The sequence below is a fragment of the Paenibacillus pedocola genome (assembly GCF_031599675.1).
In the GTDB taxonomy this organism is placed as follows: Bacteria; Bacillota; Bacilli; order Paenibacillales; family Paenibacillaceae; genus Paenibacillus_AQ; species Paenibacillus_AQ pedocola.
Genome location: NZ_CP134223.1, coordinates 2,500,759 through 2,516,574 on the forward strand (window position 1 = coordinate 2,500,759; position 15,816 = coordinate 2,516,574).

At 51.9% G+C, this 15,816-nt stretch carries 17 protein-coding genes and 1 tRNA gene; 14 read left to right on the top strand and 4 right to left on the bottom strand.

Going from position 1 to position 15,816, the window contains the following annotated elements:
- Positions 1–104 precede the first annotated feature (104 nt).
- The 4 genes from QU597_RS10525 to QU597_RS10540 all read left to right on the top strand — a co-directional run bounded on the left by QU597_RS10525 (position 105) and on the right by QU597_RS10540 (position 4,575).
- A tRNA-Leu gene (locus tag QU597_RS10525) sits at positions 105–188 on the top strand.
- Between the two features lie 215 nt (positions 189–403).
- Positions 404–3,868: a PAS domain S-box protein gene (locus QU597_RS10530; protein ID WP_310832597.1), complete on the top strand. Its 3,465-nt coding sequence runs from the start codon at positions 404–406 to the stop codon at positions 3,866–3,868.
- Positions 3,869–3,901: 33 nt separating this feature from the next.
- Positions 3,902–4,090, top strand: a complete 189-nt coding sequence (locus tag QU597_RS10535) for a DUF6954 family protein (protein ID WP_206104219.1) — start codon at positions 3,902–3,904, stop codon at positions 4,088–4,090.
- An 89-nt stretch (positions 4,091–4,179) separates the two neighbouring features.
- Positions 4,180–4,575, top strand: a complete 396-nt coding sequence (locus QU597_RS10540) for a NusG domain II-containing protein (RefSeq protein WP_310833273.1) — start codon at positions 4,180–4,182, stop codon at positions 4,573–4,575.
- Here QU597_RS10540 and QU597_RS10545 read toward each other — a convergent pair.
- Genes QU597_RS10545 through QU597_RS10555 form a run of 3 tightly spaced genes read right to left on the bottom strand, consistent with a single transcriptional unit; the run spans position 4,568 to position 7,544 of the window.
- Positions 4,568–5,446, bottom strand: a complete 879-nt coding sequence (locus QU597_RS10545; protein ID WP_206104221.1) for a TIGR03943 family putative permease subunit — start codon at positions 5,444–5,446, stop codon at positions 4,568–4,570. The genes QU597_RS10540 and QU597_RS10545 overlap by 8 nt on opposite strands.
- A gap of 34 nt (positions 5,447–5,480) precedes the next feature.
- Positions 5,481–6,470: a permease gene (locus QU597_RS10550; protein WP_310832598.1), complete on the bottom strand. Its 990-nt coding sequence runs from the start codon at positions 6,468–6,470 to the stop codon at positions 5,481–5,483.
- A gap of 30 nt (positions 6,471–6,500) precedes the next feature.
- Positions 6,501–7,544: a CobW family GTP-binding protein gene (locus tag QU597_RS10555; protein ID WP_310832599.1), complete on the bottom strand. Its 1,044-nt coding sequence runs from the start codon at positions 7,542–7,544 to the stop codon at positions 6,501–6,503.
- Between the two features lie 216 nt (positions 7,545–7,760).
- Here QU597_RS10555 and rpmG point away from each other — a divergent pair, with 216 nt between their 5' ends.
- The 7 genes from rpmG (at position 7,761) to QU597_RS10590 (ending at position 13,224) form a co-directional block, all read left to right on the top strand.
- Positions 7,761–7,910, top strand: a complete 150-nt coding sequence (gene rpmG, locus QU597_RS10560) for a 50S ribosomal protein L33 (RefSeq protein WP_310832600.1) — start codon at positions 7,761–7,763, stop codon at positions 7,908–7,910.
- A 51-nt stretch (positions 7,911–7,961) separates the two neighbouring features.
- Entirely contained in the window at positions 7,962–9,170 is a 1,209-nt protein-coding gene (locus tag QU597_RS10565) for a GTP-binding protein (RefSeq protein ID WP_310832601.1), read from the top strand.
- A 306-nt stretch (positions 9,171–9,476) separates the two neighbouring features.
- Entirely contained in the window at positions 9,477–10,184 is a 708-nt protein-coding gene (locus QU597_RS10570) for a metal ABC transporter ATP-binding protein (RefSeq protein WP_310832602.1), read from the top strand.
- Positions 10,130–10,993: a metal ABC transporter permease gene (locus QU597_RS10575; RefSeq protein WP_310833274.1), complete on the top strand. Its 864-nt coding sequence runs from the start codon at positions 10,130–10,132 to the stop codon at positions 10,991–10,993. The genes QU597_RS10570 and QU597_RS10575 overlap by 55 nt, the downstream gene beginning before the upstream one ends.
- Before the next feature lie 33 nt (positions 10,994–11,026).
- Complete coding sequence (locus QU597_RS10580; protein ID WP_310832603.1) at positions 11,027–12,118, top strand: metal ABC transporter substrate-binding protein; 1,092 nt, start codon at positions 11,027–11,029, stop codon at positions 12,116–12,118.
- Between the two features lie 39 nt (positions 12,119–12,157).
- Complete coding sequence (gene rpsN / locus QU597_RS10585) at positions 12,158–12,427, top strand: 30S ribosomal protein S14 (protein WP_310832604.1); 270 nt, start codon at positions 12,158–12,160, stop codon at positions 12,425–12,427.
- Positions 12,428–12,597: 170 nt separating this feature from the next.
- On the top strand, positions 12,598–13,224 hold the full coding sequence (locus tag QU597_RS10590) for a class I SAM-dependent methyltransferase (protein ID WP_310832605.1): 627 nt from the start codon (positions 12,598–12,600) through the stop codon (positions 13,222–13,224).
- Positions 13,225–13,327: 103 nt separating this feature from the next.
- Here QU597_RS10590 and QU597_RS10595 read toward each other — a convergent pair whose 3' ends face one another.
- Positions 13,328–13,912: a helix-turn-helix domain-containing protein gene (locus QU597_RS10595; protein WP_054939993.1), complete on the bottom strand. Its 585-nt coding sequence runs from the start codon at positions 13,910–13,912 to the stop codon at positions 13,328–13,330.
- A 162-nt stretch (positions 13,913–14,074) separates the two neighbouring features.
- Between QU597_RS10595 and QU597_RS10600 the strand changes: the two genes are divergently transcribed.
- The 3 genes from QU597_RS10600 to QU597_RS10610 all read left to right on the top strand — a co-directional run bounded on the left by QU597_RS10600 (position 14,075) and on the right by QU597_RS10610 (position 15,757).
- Positions 14,075–14,362 carry a Dabb family protein gene (locus QU597_RS10600; protein WP_310832606.1) on the top strand — a complete coding sequence of 96 codons (288 nt, stop codon included), beginning with the start codon at positions 14,075–14,077 and terminating at the stop codon, positions 14,360–14,362.
- Between the two features lie 213 nt (positions 14,363–14,575).
- On the top strand, positions 14,576–15,016 hold the full coding sequence (locus tag QU597_RS10605; protein WP_310832607.1) for a DUF86 domain-containing protein: 441 nt from the start codon (positions 14,576–14,578) through the stop codon (positions 15,014–15,016).
- Positions 15,017–15,085: 69 nt separating this feature from the next.
- Positions 15,086–15,757 carry a helix-turn-helix transcriptional regulator gene (locus QU597_RS10610; RefSeq protein ID WP_310832608.1) on the top strand — a complete coding sequence of 224 codons (672 nt, stop codon included), beginning with the start codon at positions 15,086–15,088 and terminating at the stop codon, positions 15,755–15,757.
- The last annotated feature ends 59 nt before the right edge of the window (positions 15,758–15,816 follow it).

The window sequence follows — 15,816 nt, forward strand, 5'->3', positions numbered from 1 at the left end:
CTCTTTAGTAATTAAATTAAGGTTAATAAAAAACCTCTTGCAATTGTAGTGGAAAGAGAGTATATTCTTAATTACGGTGATTGAATCACTGAAGTACATAATATGCGGTCGTGGCGGAATTGGCAGACGCGCACGGTTCAGGTCCGTGTGGTAGCAATATCGTGGAGGTTCGAGTCCTCTCGACCGCATCATCGTTTCAACTAAACCCTTCTGATGAAGGGTTTTTTCATGTTTTCAGGCATATAAAGACCGCCTTACAGTCATTCCAGTGACAATGGGCGGTTTTTTTCTGCGCCTCAGCAGCTGCAGTTTACAGGACTTCATATCTAGGGCGTGTTGGCCGAAAAAAGGGTATAATGTTTATAATTTAAGACCCCCGACTTTTACAGAGGAGGCATTATCATTGTCCGACACTCTTTATAAAACACTATTTTTGCGCTCTTCTACAGGATTTGCTGTTGTTTCCCTGGAGGACGGGACGATCCGGCTGGCCAACCCTGCCTTATGCAAGATGTTCGGATATACGGAGGAGGAGTTTATAGGTCTCCGGTATATGGATATTGCTTGTGCAGAAGAAAAGGACCGGGCGGATCAGAACCGGGTGATGAAGCTTTTGCTGCAAAGCCCCGGTGCGGCTGTAGACAGCGAAGAACGTTTTTTGCGTAAAAACGGAGAAATGTTCTGGGTATCGCTGCATTTATTTCTAACCTTTGAGGAGAATGCGGAAGCCCCTACATATATGATTGCGGAATTGACCGATATTACGGAACGCAAACAGGCGGAAAAGAAGATCAGGGAGGAACATAATCTCTATGATCTGATTACGCAAAATACACCGGATATGATCTCTCTGGCTTATCCTGACGGTACTATATTTTATGTATCCCCTTCTGTAGAGAGAATGCTGGGATATCCCGCCTCCGAAATGATCGGCAAAAAAAGGCCGGAGTTCTATCATGAGGAAGATGCGAATGAGATGAGAGAGCAGGGGAAGCTCTTTTCAGACAGCGATGTGTTTACCCGCAGAGCACGGCATAAAAACGGCGATTATTTGTGGATTGAGAGCTCTTTTCAGGTGATGCGTAATTCAAACGGTGAAGTGGAGCAGGTGCTCACGGTTGCCCGGGATATTACTGTGCGGAAGAAGTATGAAGAGATGCTGGCGAACGCCCAGTTCCTGGCAAAGATGGGCTCCTGGGAATGGGATCATGCCGGCAAGCAGCTGACCGCCTCAAGGGAAATGCGCCATATTTTCGGACATACTGATGATAACAGCAACCATTCCTTATATGACCCTAAGCTTATTATGAGCTGTATTGATCCGGAGGATTTGCCCGGGGTAATTCAAGCGATACTGGATTGTCTGGAGCATGGGGGGGACGGAAACAAGGTGTTCCGGATAACCTCAGCAGACGGTGTGAAGAAATTTATTGATGCCCATTGGAAAACTGCGCTGGATGCTTCAGGGAACATGCGTTATATCAGCGGTGTGATTCAGGATGTGACCGTACAGCTGATGATGGAGGCGCAGCTACGGGAAAGCGAGCACAATTACCGGCTGATTTCGGAGAATACCCAGGATTTCATTACAAGGAATGCCTCGGATGAGGAAGCCACTTATCTGTATGCTTCCCCGGTATGCCAGCAGATGTTCGGATTTACCCCGGAAGAATTGATAGGTACCGCCGGGATGAGTTATGTTCATCCGGAGGATAAAGACAGAGTGCAGGCATATCGGATTGAAGGCGGGAACGGGAAGCAGCTTGAACCGATCGTTTTCCGTTTCCGGTGTAAAGACGGCACGTATATGTGGGTGGAGACAACGCTTCGCCATATCACCTCTGGGACTGGCGGGTCACCCGAGATCATCGGCGTGACACGTAATGTTTCGGAGCGCAAGCAGTATGAGCTTAAAATGATGGAAAGTGAGAACCGCTACAAATCCCTGTTCGAATACAATCCCTCTGCAATTATTGCGATGGATCTGGAGGGCTGCATTCAATCGCTCAATGCCAGTCTGCAGTATCTGACCGGTTATTCCCGCGAGAGTCTGCTGCATTCGTCCTACAGTGAGCTTATTGATTTGGATGAGCTGGATTTTGTGTCAGACCGTTTCAAGCTCGCTGCAAGCGGTGTGGCTCAGACCTTTGAGAGCCGGCTGATTCACAGGGACGGCCATGCTGTTGAGGTAAGTATGATTTATGTACCGATACTGCTGGACTCCCGGGTTGTCGGGGTATTTGCCATCACGAGCGATATTACGGAGCGCAAGCGCCATCTGGAGCAGATCGAGAAGCTAAGCTATGAGCATGCGCTGATCCTGAATTCAGTTACCGAGGGTATTTTCGGGATGAGTCTTGAAGGTGAAACGGTGTTCATTAATCCTGCTGCCTCTGCGATGCTGGGCTATGGTCCGGGGGAGCTGGGAGGAAGCATTGCGCTGCACTCGATACAGCAGACCTGGCTGGACGGCGAGCCGTACCCGGGAGGCGGCAAGACACTGCCGGAATGGTTCTCTGAGCATCTGTCCTACGAAGAGAAGGAAGGGGTATTCTGGAGACGGGACGGCTCCAGCTTTCTCGTCAAATACCGGATGACCCCGCTGTTTGACAATGGGGAGCGCAAGGGCGTTGTTGTGGTATTCCGCGACATTACCGAGGAAAAGGCAATTGTACGGGCCAAGGAGTCGGCGGAGCAGGCTGACCGGGCGAAATCGGAGTTTCTGGCGATCATGAGCCATGAGCTGCGCACACCGATGAACGGGATTATCGGGATGGCCGATTTGCTTGCCGGAACGGAACTGAGTGAGGAACAGCAATATTATACGCAAATTATTAATAAAAGCGGCGCATCACTGCTGCATATTCTGAATGAGGTGCTTGATTTCAGTAAAATTGAGGCGGGGATGATGTCCATCGAGCTGCAGGCGGTCGATCTCCGCCAGGTCATGACCCATGTTACCGAAATTTTTTACCCCCGGGTAAAAGAAAAGGGCCTTATACTGCATGCAGAGATCGATCCTGCGCTTCCGCAGCTTTTGGTAACCGATGAAGGACGGCTGCGCCAGATTCTTATTAATCTCGTAGGGAATGCTGTGAAATTTACCGAAGAAGGGTCAGTCAGTCTTTCTGTGAAGCTGGAAGCATTCAGGGAGCCTGGGCAGGCGATTCTCAAGTTCACTGTAAAAGATACTGGTATTGGCATTCCGCAAGCCAGCCAAGGACTGCTGTTCCAATCTTTTTCCCAGCTGCATCCATCTATTAACCGTAAGTATGGTGGGACTGGACTGGGGCTTGCGATCAGCAAAAAGCTGGTCGAGCTGCTGGGCGGAGCGATAGGGGTCGACAGCCAGGAGGATGAGGGATCGGAATTCTACTTCACTATTGAAGCATTAATCCCGCAGCAGTCTGCCCAGGGAATCCTTACTGCAGGCACCGGGGATAAACAGATAAAAGTAAAAAACAGACGTACAGAGTACTCTACAGGTGAATTTGGACCGCTCTCGATTCTGATTGCCGAAGATCATCCGGTGAACCTGCAAATTTTACAGGTCTATCTGAAGAAGCGGGGATATGCCGCCGATGTGGCTCTGAATGGTCAGCAGGCTGTTGAGGCGGTACGCTCGAATCACTATGATCTGATCTTTATGGATATTCAAATGCCGCTGATGGACGGTATTGAGGCTACCGTGAAAATAAGGGAGGAGCACGGGCTGTATCCGGTGATTGTAGCGGCTACGGCTTTTGCCCAAAAAGAAGACAGGGAGCTGTGCCTGAAAGTAGGCATGCAGGACTTCATTTCCAAACCGATTCGTACGGAGGAGCTGGACAGGGTGCTGCGGGAATGGTCGGCCCAAATCCGCAGATAGGGTATACTACCCTTGTGAAGGGAGGGCCTCAACATGAAATGGATCCTTTATATACTGTTCGCTCTGCTGTACCTGATCGTTACCTTTTTCGGGCTGGGACCGGTATTGTTCGCGGATGGTTCTACAGCAGAGCGGATGGTAACGCTGGTTGTGGTGCTGCTGGTCTATGTGCTGATCACGCTATGGCTGCGGAGTGTGCTGAAACGGCTGCGTCATCGTTGACAAAGACGCCTTTGCTGACTATATTTATATTATTCGTAATTATTACGATATATAAATTCAGCCGGTGAGAGGGAATAGGTTTGCATACGATGAAACGCGGCGATTTTATGATCATTGTGCTAGTTTTGCTGCTGGCAGGCTCCATCTACGGGGTCAAATGGATGAATACCCGGGGTGAGCATTACGCACAGGGGGATTTGAAGGCTGTAATTACAGTGAACGGTAAAACCTATAAAACGATCGCACTGACCAAAGAAGAGCAAACGATCGAGATCAAGACCAAGTTTGGCCACAACACGCTGAAAGTATATGACTATGGCATTCAGATGACTTATTCGGATGCGCCGCTGCCTATTGCTATGGAGATGGGGTTCATTTCCAGGCCGAAACAGCAGATTATCTGCATTCCGGCCCGCCTGATGGTTGAGGTGATCAATCCGCACAAATCGATTGATGATGACGAAGAACTGGATGCCGTTATTTAGTCTCAATTTCTCCCGGGGTAGCCGGGAGCTGCTCCCAAACCGCTATGGAATCGGCGCTGGTGTACACATATGGTGTTGGAGGCTGAGGGATTGGCGTCAGACTATCCGGAGTAATCTGCATAATCTCCTCACCTTCGAATACAGCAACATGAAGCTTGCCCCGTACCTCAATCCAGGTGTCGGCGGGCAGGCTTATTTGCGTTTGCGGGTCAAGCAGGATACCAAAAGGGGTCGCGTCTGCTGTACAGCACTGTACCAGAAAGCGGCTTACGGCATAGGTAACGCTGTCCGCCCGCCGCTCGCGGTAGAGGAAACCGGACACGCTAATCTCCTTGCCTTCGAACTGCTTCTTATACAGATCAATCGCGCCGAATGTCTCAGAGAAGATCTCTGGATGCACGGTGATTACCGGCTGCTTATACAGCTTGCCGGCCAGTTCGGCGAACTCAGTCTGATAAGGATTAACGGCGGTAAAACGTTCTTCTCTCCCGGTTTCAGGCAGGGCATAGGTTAGGGAGATCCCTTTCCTTGCAGCCGCTTCGCTGCCTAGCGCCCGGTCGGGAAGCAGAAAGCCCAGCAGCAGGGGAAACAGGAACAAGCCGTAGAGGGCACTGCTTCTCGTGAGGGAACGGGGCAGCTGGTGCTCGCAGTCGCAGAGTGCGCTGCTTTTGCCGAATAAAGCCTGCAGACCGAGACTTGCAGCCATCAGTGAGAGCGGCACCGGACAGAGCCTGATCCAGCGCGCCAGCTTGGGCGCAACATAATAATGCAGTGCATCCTGCTGGCTTAAATGTCCGATATACAGCGCGAAACCGAGCAGAATGACCGCCCTGAGCAGATAATGAATGCGGATGCTTCGCGGGTCATTCATGTGGACCTCCTAAATGTTTTGTAAGAGTAATTCCTCACAGCCACAATGAAGCGAGCACCGAACCGGTGAACACAGCGGAGAAGATGAGGAAGAACAGGTACACTGCAAATCGGGTTTTGAACAGCGACAGCAGCATAAGTGAATTCTTGAAATCAAGCATCGGACCAAGCACCATAAAAGCGAGCAGAGAACCGGCAGGAAACGTATGCAGGAAGGTAGCCGCAACAAAGGCATCGGAGGTCGAGCACAGGGAGAGCACAAAGGCGAGTCCCATCATGAACAAGTAGGAGCCGAGCGGCTGTTCTCCGATGGCGGCCAGGCTGCCATGATTCATAAAAGTCTGAATACCGGAGGTCAGCAGGCAGCCGATGATTAAATATTTGCCCATTTCAAAAAACTCGTCCGAGGTATGTACAAGGACCGAGACCAGCCGGCCTCCGCGCGTACGGAGCTGATGGGGTTCGGCAGTCTCCCGTTTGATGGACAGGCGCAGCGGCGATTTTCGGACCGTGGCGTAAATGATGAATCCGATCCCTGCAGCCACGGCAAAAGCCAGTCCCATCCGCGCATAAGCCAGCCATGGATGAGAGCGGAAGGCGGTCAGTGTTGCCCCGTAGACGACAGGATTCAGAATCGGGCCGGACAGAATGAACACGACGGCTACATATAGCGGCATCCCCTTGTGCATCAGGCGGCGGACGAGCGGGATCATCCCGCATTCGCAGACCGGGAAAATAAGGCCGAGCAGACAGCCGAACAGAATCGCCGGAACCGGCCGCCGCGGAATCCACCGCGAGATCCATTCATCCGGCACGAATACCCTCAGCAGCGACGAGAGCAGCGCCCCCAGCAGCACAAAAGGCAGGGCTTCCAGCAAAATGCCGATAAAGGCTGTTTTGAAGGTGTCCATATACGCATTGTCCAGCAGCTCCGGGTGATCCGGCAGCCAGACCATGCCGAAGATGATCAGGAAGACGGCTGGAACAAGCAGCGGCAGGATTTTGAGCGGCAAAAAGGTTGTCAAGGCTGGATTGGCTCCTTCCCGGTCTTTGCTTTAGGCGAACAGTGCATTCCAGCCCTCGGCCAGACGTTTCTCATCCAGATTAAGTCCGATGAATACGATATAGGGCAAGCCGGGATACCGGGAGGTTTCCCAGGTTATGCGGTTTCCGGCAAATTGGACCAGCTGAACGGGCTGGTGCTCCTGTTCCTTTCCGGAAAGACGGACATGGCCTTTTGCCCTTACCAGGCTGCTGCCCCATTCTTGAAAAAAGGCCTCCAGCTCCCCTCTACTGATACTCCGCTCCCCTGCCTGCGGGAAAGTTAACGTTACCGCAGTGACTTGTGAATAGGAGGCTTCCGCCTTTGTTTCGGGCTCCTGTACAGCGGTTGCTCCCCGGGAGTGTCCTGAATTCATGCGCTCCAGCGGGACTCCATTAATGCTGCGGGAACTGCGCTGTGCCGCAGCGCTGCGGGGGGCCTGAGGGCTGATTCCGGCCAGGAGCGGAGCCAGATTAATTTCGCTGTAATGGGTAAAGACGATTTCTGAGTCCGCGTTATACTTACGGACGGTCTTTTCAATTCTCCATAACGTTTCCGGCTCCACGAGATCGGATTTATTGACGATCAGCAGGTCGGCACCGCTCAGCTGCTTGCGCAGGGTGCGGATCAGCTGCTTATCGGCTGAAAAACGGCTGTTATACTCCAGTACGTTCTCCGCATCCAGCACCGTAACCGTATAATGCAGCATGAGACGCTCGCTTAGCGGAGGTGTCTGCAGCGATTTGGCAATTTCTTCGGGGTCGGCAACCCCCGTTAGCTCAACAAAGATAATATCCGGCCGCCGGGCCAGCATTGCATTCAGGCTCCTCGGCAGATCCTCCTTGCGGCTGCAGCATACACAGCCGTCCAGCAGCTTTTCCACCGTTGTACCTGTATGCTCCTGCAGAATGTATCCGTCCACATCGCGTTTCCCCAGCTCATTCATCACCACACCCGGATTCAGCCCCCGTGCCTTGCTCTCCTTCAGCAGGGTGAGCAGGAGGGTTGTCTTCCCGCTCCCCAGAAAACCGCTCAATATCATCACCGGTATCTTCATGGTCCACACTCCCGCTTTTGTTTTTTGTAACTGCAAGAATCATAGTTTCATAATTCCATCTATACGTCATTTGGCGTACAGAAAGACCACAATTCTAAGAGAGTTCCCATGATGAACATTCGAATTTTCTGCCGCGGACGGTTGACATATGTTTAATATTACCTGTATGATGTGTAAATCGTAAAAATTACGATTAAATAAAAGGAGCTGAATACGATGAGAGCAGTTGTAACTTTGGCTTGTACAGAAACAGGCGACCGCAACTATACCACTACCAAGAATAAGAGAAATCATCCGGGACGGCTGGAAATGAAGAAGTATTGTCCGCGTCTGAAGCGCGTTACGCTGCACCGTGAGACACGCTAAGCTTTACTGTGACAAGGAGAATAAAACTATACAAAGGTAAGGAGCAAATTGATGAAGAAAATACCTGTAACTGTGCTCAGCGGATACCTCGGTTCCGGTAAAACCACACTGTTGAATCACATTCTGCATAACCGCGGCGGCTTGAAGGTGGCGGTCATTGTCAATGACATGAGTGAGGTGAATGTGGATGCCAATCTGGTGAAATCCGGAAACACACTCTCCCGGACGGAAGAGAAGCTGGTGGAAATGTCTAACGGCTGCATTTGCTGCACTCTGCGGGATGATCTGCTGCTTGAAGTCAGCAAATTGGCCGCTGAAGGCCGGTTCGATTATATACTGATCGAATCCTCCGGCATCAGCGAACCGGTTCCTGTGGCCCAGACCTTCACCTACGCCAATCCGGATCTGGATATTGATCTTACGGAGCTGGCCAGACTGGATACGATGGTCACCGTGGTTGATGCCAACCGGTTCTGGCATGACTTTGCTTCCGGCGACAGTCTGATCGACCGTAACATGACCGCCGGGGAAGGTGACTTCCGTGATATTGTCGATCTGTTGATCGACCAGATTGAGACCTGTGACGTACTCCTGCTCAACAAATGTGATCTGGTGGAAGAGCAGGAACTGAACAGGCTGGAGGCTGTGCTGCGCAGGCTTCAGCCGTCCGCCAAGATCATCCGCACGGTCAAGGGTATGGTGGATCCCAAGGAGATTTTGAATACGGGGTTATTTGATTTTGAGCAAACAAGCATGTCTTCCGGCTGGATCGCCGAGCTGAATAAGGACGGCCATACGCCGGAAACAGAAGAATACGGTATCGGTTCCTTTGTCTACCGGCGCAGAACGCCGTTCCATCCGCAGCGGCTAAGCTTCTTCTTCAGCAACTGGCCGGAAGAGGTTGTGCGCGCCAAAGGGCTGGTCTGGCTTGCCGCCAAGGGAGACCTTGCCGCGACATTAAGCCAGGCTGGGCCCTCGATTCAGTTCGGGCCTGCCGGCTACTGGCTGGCCACACTGCCGGAAGCGCAGCAGCTTGAGGTGCTGGAGAACGAGCCGGATGTCAAAGCCAGATGGGACGGGCAGTGGGGTGACCGGATGAATGAGATTGTGTTCATTGGTGTCGGCATGGAACGAGCCGTCCTGGAAGCACGGCTCGACAGATGTCTGCTGACCACGGAAGAGATGCAGCAGGACTGGAAGCAGTTCAATAATCCTTTGCCATGGCCGGTAGAGGAGCTGCTAGCGGCAGCCCAGGAATAGGGGCCCCCACCTCTGGGCTGAGTGATGCAGACATAGAACTGGGGGTGTAGGCTGAGGGGAAAGTGTTGCAAATACAAGAATAGGCACGATATTATGCCGGAATCACAGTTAGGCGATTCCGGCTTTTTGCTGCCTTGCTTCACTCATTAATCGTGTTGATTACGATTAAATTATGATTTTGGGTTTACAAATCGTAATTATTACGATAATATCGTTGAAGTTAATACGTAAACATTACGATTAAGTTACTGTAAGTAAAGCAATATGTAGGAGCAGTAATTCAATGTGTGAAAGGGAGGCAACTCCATGATTTTGTCATCAATGCGGGATGTAGTATTCGGTTACGGAGAGGAGCCTGTCATCGACGGTCTGTCACTAGATATTACAGCAGGACAGTTTATCGGGATTACCGGCCCGAACGGGGCAGCGAAGACTACACTGCTAAAGCTGATGCTGGGACTGCTCCGTCCGTGGAGCGGAATGGTTACCTTAAACAATGAGCTGGCTGCGGATGGCAGGCTTGAGATCGGCTACGTTCCGCAGCAGGTCGCATCCTTCAATGCCGGATTTCCCAGCAAGGTGATTGAGCTGGTCCGTTCCGGCTGCTACGGCCGGCTGGGGCTGTTCCGGCGCTTCACGCAGGAGCAGGAGGCGCTTGTGGAGAGCTGCCTGCGGCAGGTTGATATGTGGAATTACCGCGACCGCAGAATCGGCGAATTATCCGGCGGGCAGAAGCAGCGGATCTGCATCGCCCGGGCGCTTGCCCAGCAGCCGCAGGTGCTGGTGCTGGACGAACCGGCAACGGGTATGGATCTGGAGAGCCGTACCGGCTTCTATGGACTCATGCGTCATTATGTAAATGCGCATGGCCGGACGGTAATTATGGTCACTCATGGCCTGGAAGAAACAAGCCCCTATCTGGATAGCATCATCAGCCTGGAGCGGAAGGAGCAGGAGGGCTGGACATGTTTAGTTACGAATTCATGCAGCGCGCATTTTGGGCCGGGGGCCTGATTGGTATAATCGGTCCGCTGCTTGGCGTATATCTGATGCTGCGCCGCCAGGTGCTGATGGCTGATACGCTGTCGCATGTATCGCTTGCCGGGGTAGCACTGGGCACGGTGCTGCAGCTGAATCCGGCACTCAGCGGCTTTGCGGTTGCCGTCACCGGCGGGATCGTCATCGAGCAGCTGCGCCGTTCTTACCGTACATACAGCGAGCTTCCGGTAGCAATCATCATGACTTCGGGGCTGGCGCTAGCGGTTGTACTGATGAGCCTGAAGCAGAATCTGAGCAAGAGCTTCAGCTCCTATCTGTTTGGCTCTATCGTCGCCGTCAGTGATATACAGCTAAAGCTTATCGCGGTTGTCGCAGCCGCCGGATTGCTCTATTTCATCGTTTTACGCAGGCCGCTGTACAGTCTGACCTTTGACGAAGAAACCGCCAGCATAAGCGGTGTGCATACAGGGCTGCTGTCCTTTTCGTTTGCTGTGCTTACGGGAATGACTGTTGCCGCTGCTATGCCGGTAGTCGGTGTGCTGCTGGTATCCGCGCTGATTGTGCTCCCGGCATCGATCGCCCTACGGATCGCTTCCGGTTTCACCACCGCAATACTAATTGCTGTGTCCACAGGGCTGCTTGGAGTTTTCAGCGGTCTGACCGCATCCTATTATATCAATACGCCTCCGGGAGGCACGATTGCCCTTATTCTGCTTATATTCCTGCTGACAGCAATCGGGGTTCAGAAGCTGCTCAGGCTGAAGCAGCGACGCAGCAAATATAGAAGACCTTTGAAGCAACCCGAAATTCATTCCAAACCATAGATATCATTGAAGAAAAAGGAGCTGTTATCCCTCATGTTTACTTTTCGAATCCGTCATCTTGCTGCTTTGTCCCTGTCTGCACTGCTGATTGCCGCCGGCTGCGGCAGCAACAGCAACTCTGCAAATAATGCCGGCAGCACAGGTGCTAATGTTAACCCTAACCCTAGCCCACCTATTGTAGAGACCAGCTCTCCTGCGCCGGATAAGCTGAATATTAAAGTCAGCTTCTATCCGCTGTACGAATTCACCAAGAACATCGTTGGTGATCTAGCCGATGTAGAGACGCTGGTGCCTGCCGGAATCGAGCCGCATGACTGGGAGCCGACCGCCCGGGACATGGCGGCAATTAACGATGCCGATGTGCTCGTCTACAATGGAGCGGGCATGGAGGCCTGGGCTGAGCAGGTGCTGGACAGTGCCTCCGGCAGCAAACTGATCACCGTGGAAGCCAGCAAAGGGCTGGAGATTATGGAGGGCACTGGGGAGGAAGAGGCTCATGCCGAAGGAGAAGCGGATGACCATGATCATGCCGACGAAGATCATGAACATGCGGATGAAGCTCATGCCGAAGAAGAACCAGGCCATGATCACCACCATGGAGGACTTGATCCCCATGTCTGGCTGGCTCCTGCCCTGGCAATCAAAGAGGTCCGTACCATTGAAGCTGCGTTGTCTGCTGCTTCTCCTGAGAACGCCGCTGCATTCCATACGAATGCAGACAGCTATGTCGCTAAGCTGGAACAGCTTGATCAGGACTTCAAAGACGGACTGGCGGGTACGAAGCGAACGGATTTCATTACCCAGCATGCCGCTTTCGGGTATCTTGCTAAGGAGTATGGCTTAACGCAAGTGCCAATTGCCGGCCTGTCGCCGGAACAGGAGCCTTCCGCCGCCCAAATGGCTGAGATCGTTGAGTTTGCGAAGGCGCATGACGTAAAGACGATCTTTTTTGAAACCCTCGTCTCCTCCAGTGTTGCCGATACGATCGCCCAGGAAATTGGAGCCAAAGCGGCTGTGCTGAATCCGATTGAAGGCTTAACCGATGAGGACCGCAGCAATAAACTGGACTATGTGGCGATTATGCGCCAGAATCTTGAAGCACTGAAGGCAGCGTTGAATGAATAGGCAATTTACTATTTGAACTAGGAAAGGCGGATGCCCATCATGGCAAAGAAATCCAAAGTAGTGAAGGAGCTTAAGCGAAAGGAACTGGTCGCCAAATACGCGGATAAACGAAGAGAACTGAAGGCGAAGGGGGATTATGCGGCACTGCAGAAGCTGCCGCGCGATTCCTCGGCCACCCGGCAAAAGAACAGATGCGTAGTCTCCGGCAGACCCCGAGGCTATCTAAGCAAATATAAGGTTTCGCGGATCGTCTTCCGGGACTTGGCGCTGAAAGGGCACATTCCCGGCGTCACCAAATCAAGCTGGTAGCTGAATGTATGGTTCCTTTCATATGAATTAACAAGAACGGCCAATGTCCCGGAATACCGGACCGGCCGTTCTTTGCTGTGCGTTTAAGCTTTGCATGAATTACTCCGGTCAATTAAGATAAACAACAACGCAGCACACGGTGTACAAACTCTGCAAAAGGGGGAAGAGCAATGCCGGAATACTGGAGCGGGCGGTTTGCCCGTGAAGGCATGATTTGGGGGAGGGAGCCCAGCCCCTCAGCGGAGTGGGCCAAAGAGAAGTTTCAGGAAGCAGGGCTGAGCTCTGTCCTGGTTCCCGGTGCGGGCTATGGACGCAACAGCAAGGTATTCTCAGCCGCATTTACTACCTACGGGATCGAATTAAGCACCGAGGCCCTGGAGCTTGCTGCAGCATGGGACCCGGACACTATCTTCATCGCCGGTTCTGCGCTGGAACCGCAGCTGAATACCCAGGTTGATGCCGTCTACTGCTACGATGTGCTTCATTTGTTTCTGGAAGAGGAGCGGAAGCAGCTGATTGCTGCAAGTCTTGCCCAGCTGCGTACCGGAGGGCTGCTTTATTTCACAAGTTTCTCCGATGAAGACTGTACTAACGGCTGCGGCAGACGGCTTGAACCGGGGACTTATGAATACAAGCCAGGGAAATATGCCCACTTTTTCAGTGAAGCCGATTTAAGAAGTCATTTCTCCGGGACAGAGATTCTTCAGACCGGATCATTCCCTGAGAAGCTGCAGAGTGAACAGGGAGGAATCCACGAATACATACTGAGATCTATTGTTGCGCGTAAAATAAACTGAAGCTCATCAGACGTCAATAGGCCCTTCTTTTATATAAAGAAGGGCCTTAAGTATAGTTGGAACCAGGTTGTTGGGGATTGTTCATGTAAGACTTCGTGCCCGCCTATCTCAAATCGCAGTCAGCGAACAGAATATTCCGCGGAATACGGAAGAAGCTTTCAGCTTTTTCCTGCAGGGCCAAGGTTGGAAGATGGCATTGATGCAGCCATTTGCGGAATGTGCCGGGATGTACACCGATCCAGACGCTGACATCGGTTACAGAGAAATCATACACCATGCATAGCCCTGTCAAAATCACATTGTTCTGAGGTGAGTGGGCAAGTGTTCTTTTCATAAAACGTGAAGGTGTAGGCTGGCATACAATTGGACTTTGCCGCAGGAGAGCTTCATTGAACAAGATATGGGACGGATAGCCTAGCAGGCGGCAGACCTTCTCCAGATTGTTCCTGGAAGGGATGCGTCCTTCGTACACCCAGGCGCTCACACTGCGCGAGGATACGGCGAGCTCTTCCGCAAGCTTGGATAATTTAATGTCCTTGGCCATCAGGATAGCAAGCAGAACGCGGTTGCGGATCTGGCTGCGTTTGGGCCTTCTGAACCGTTTGACCCGTACGCCTTGTCCAAGATATTTGCGGTTGATCAGAGACCAGGCCTGGATTTTATGAGATTCTTGTTGATTCTTAGGCATACTTCCTCCGAATTTTTAACGTTATACTACAATACTTTCGGGTACGCTGCAATGGTTAATGCTGTAATTGCTGACATGAGGTTTAAGTTTCTTTCAGAAGTCTTGCCGTTATGATATATTTTTACTAAACAAATTACAAATCCAGGGCAGGGAGCGAAATAGATGATTAAGCATATCGTATTTTTCAAATTAAAAGACCGGTCACCGGAAAGTATCGCTGCTACAGTAGCAGTTCTGCAGAATATGGAAGGGAAGATCCCCCAGCTGATTTCCATTGAGGTTGGAACCGATGTCGTTCGTTCGGAGCGTTCTTTTGACATTGCACTGGTTACTGTAGTTGCATCACTGGAGGATTTGCAGGCATATCAGGTGCACCCCGCCCATAAGGAAGTAATAGCGCACATCAACGAAGTCAAGGAAGTGTCCTACGCCGTAGACTACGAAATTTAAGGCTGCCGGGAGCGGCAGGAGTTCCCATTCTATTCCGGAAGCGGTGATGTAAATGCGTGAGCTTGAGTATCCGATGGAAGCGTTAACCTACCTGATCGTTTTTCTGGCCGCCTGCTTCACCATGCTGTTCTGGCTGAAACGCCGCGGTAAGCGCGGCAAATAAATTCTTAATCGTTGTAGTTCATTTTTACCACCAGACTTGGAGGGTCAGCTGTGTACTATGTTAACCGGAAGCAAATTGAAAATATACTGGGACAGATTCCCGATATCGGGACCGGTCTGCGGGGCGCTGCGGATTCCTGGGATGGAAGTATTGTCATGGGTCTGGTGCAGGAACGCTGCCTGCATTTGGCGATAGAGGTCGTTACCGACGTTGGGAGCTGTCTTATCGACGGGTTCATTATGCGTGATGCCGGTAGCTATGAAGATATCATCTCGATTATTCATGAGGAGAAGGTGCTTGGAGACAGCGGGATCTACGATGTGCTCATTAGCCTGGTAGCGCTCCGTAAGCCGCTCGTGCAGGATTATTATTCCTGGGATCGCAGCGCGCTGCATCCGTTGACGAATGTGCTTCCAGGCGTTCTGGAGCGTTTTGCCGCAGAGGTGCACCGGTATCTGGATCAGGAGCTGGGAGCGGAGCTGCCGGTTTGAATAGAGGGTGACCAGCAGACCGAAGGGCATTACACGGACGACAGCCGTAAGGAGAGGAGGTTCCAGAACATGAAGAAGGGTCAGGAGAGCGGATCGACAAGACGCAATATAATGACGCTGCTCAAAATGAAAGGGCCGCTGACCATCGGCGCGCTGGCGGAAGAGCTCGGGATTACCGAGATGGGCGTAAGGCGACATGTGCTGCAGCTGGAGCAGGAATCGCTGGCCAAGACCAAGGTAGTACGCCAGGCGATGGGCAGGCCCTTGCATGTATATTCGCTGACCGAGCGGGCAGAAGAGCATTTTCCCAAAACGTATCATAATCTGGCCCTGGAGCTGCTGCGGGAGCTCGATCATAACAACGGGGTGGAGGCTGTGAATGTGTTGTTTGAAGGCCGGCGGAGGCGGATGCTTGCCCAATATACCCCGATGATGGAGAACCGTAATTTGGAGGAGCGGGTAGCCGAGCTATCCTCGATCCAGAACTCCGGGGGGTATATGGCGGAATGGAGCAAGGGGGAAGACGGCTCATATGTGATGCGGGAATATAATTGTCCCATCCGCCAGGTTGCTACCCAATACCGCAAAGCCTGCCAATGCGAACAGAGTCTTTTTGAGGAGCTGCTCGGGGCTAAGGTAACACGCACGGAATGTATGGCGGAAGGCGGACAATGCTGCCGGTATGCCATCACTCCTAACCCAACAAACAGACAGGACAATCCTTCTGAAAAAACTTCCTAAAGTAATCACAGGACAAACTCTCTTCGCTTATGATATAGCAGAACTAGGCGATAGCCCGG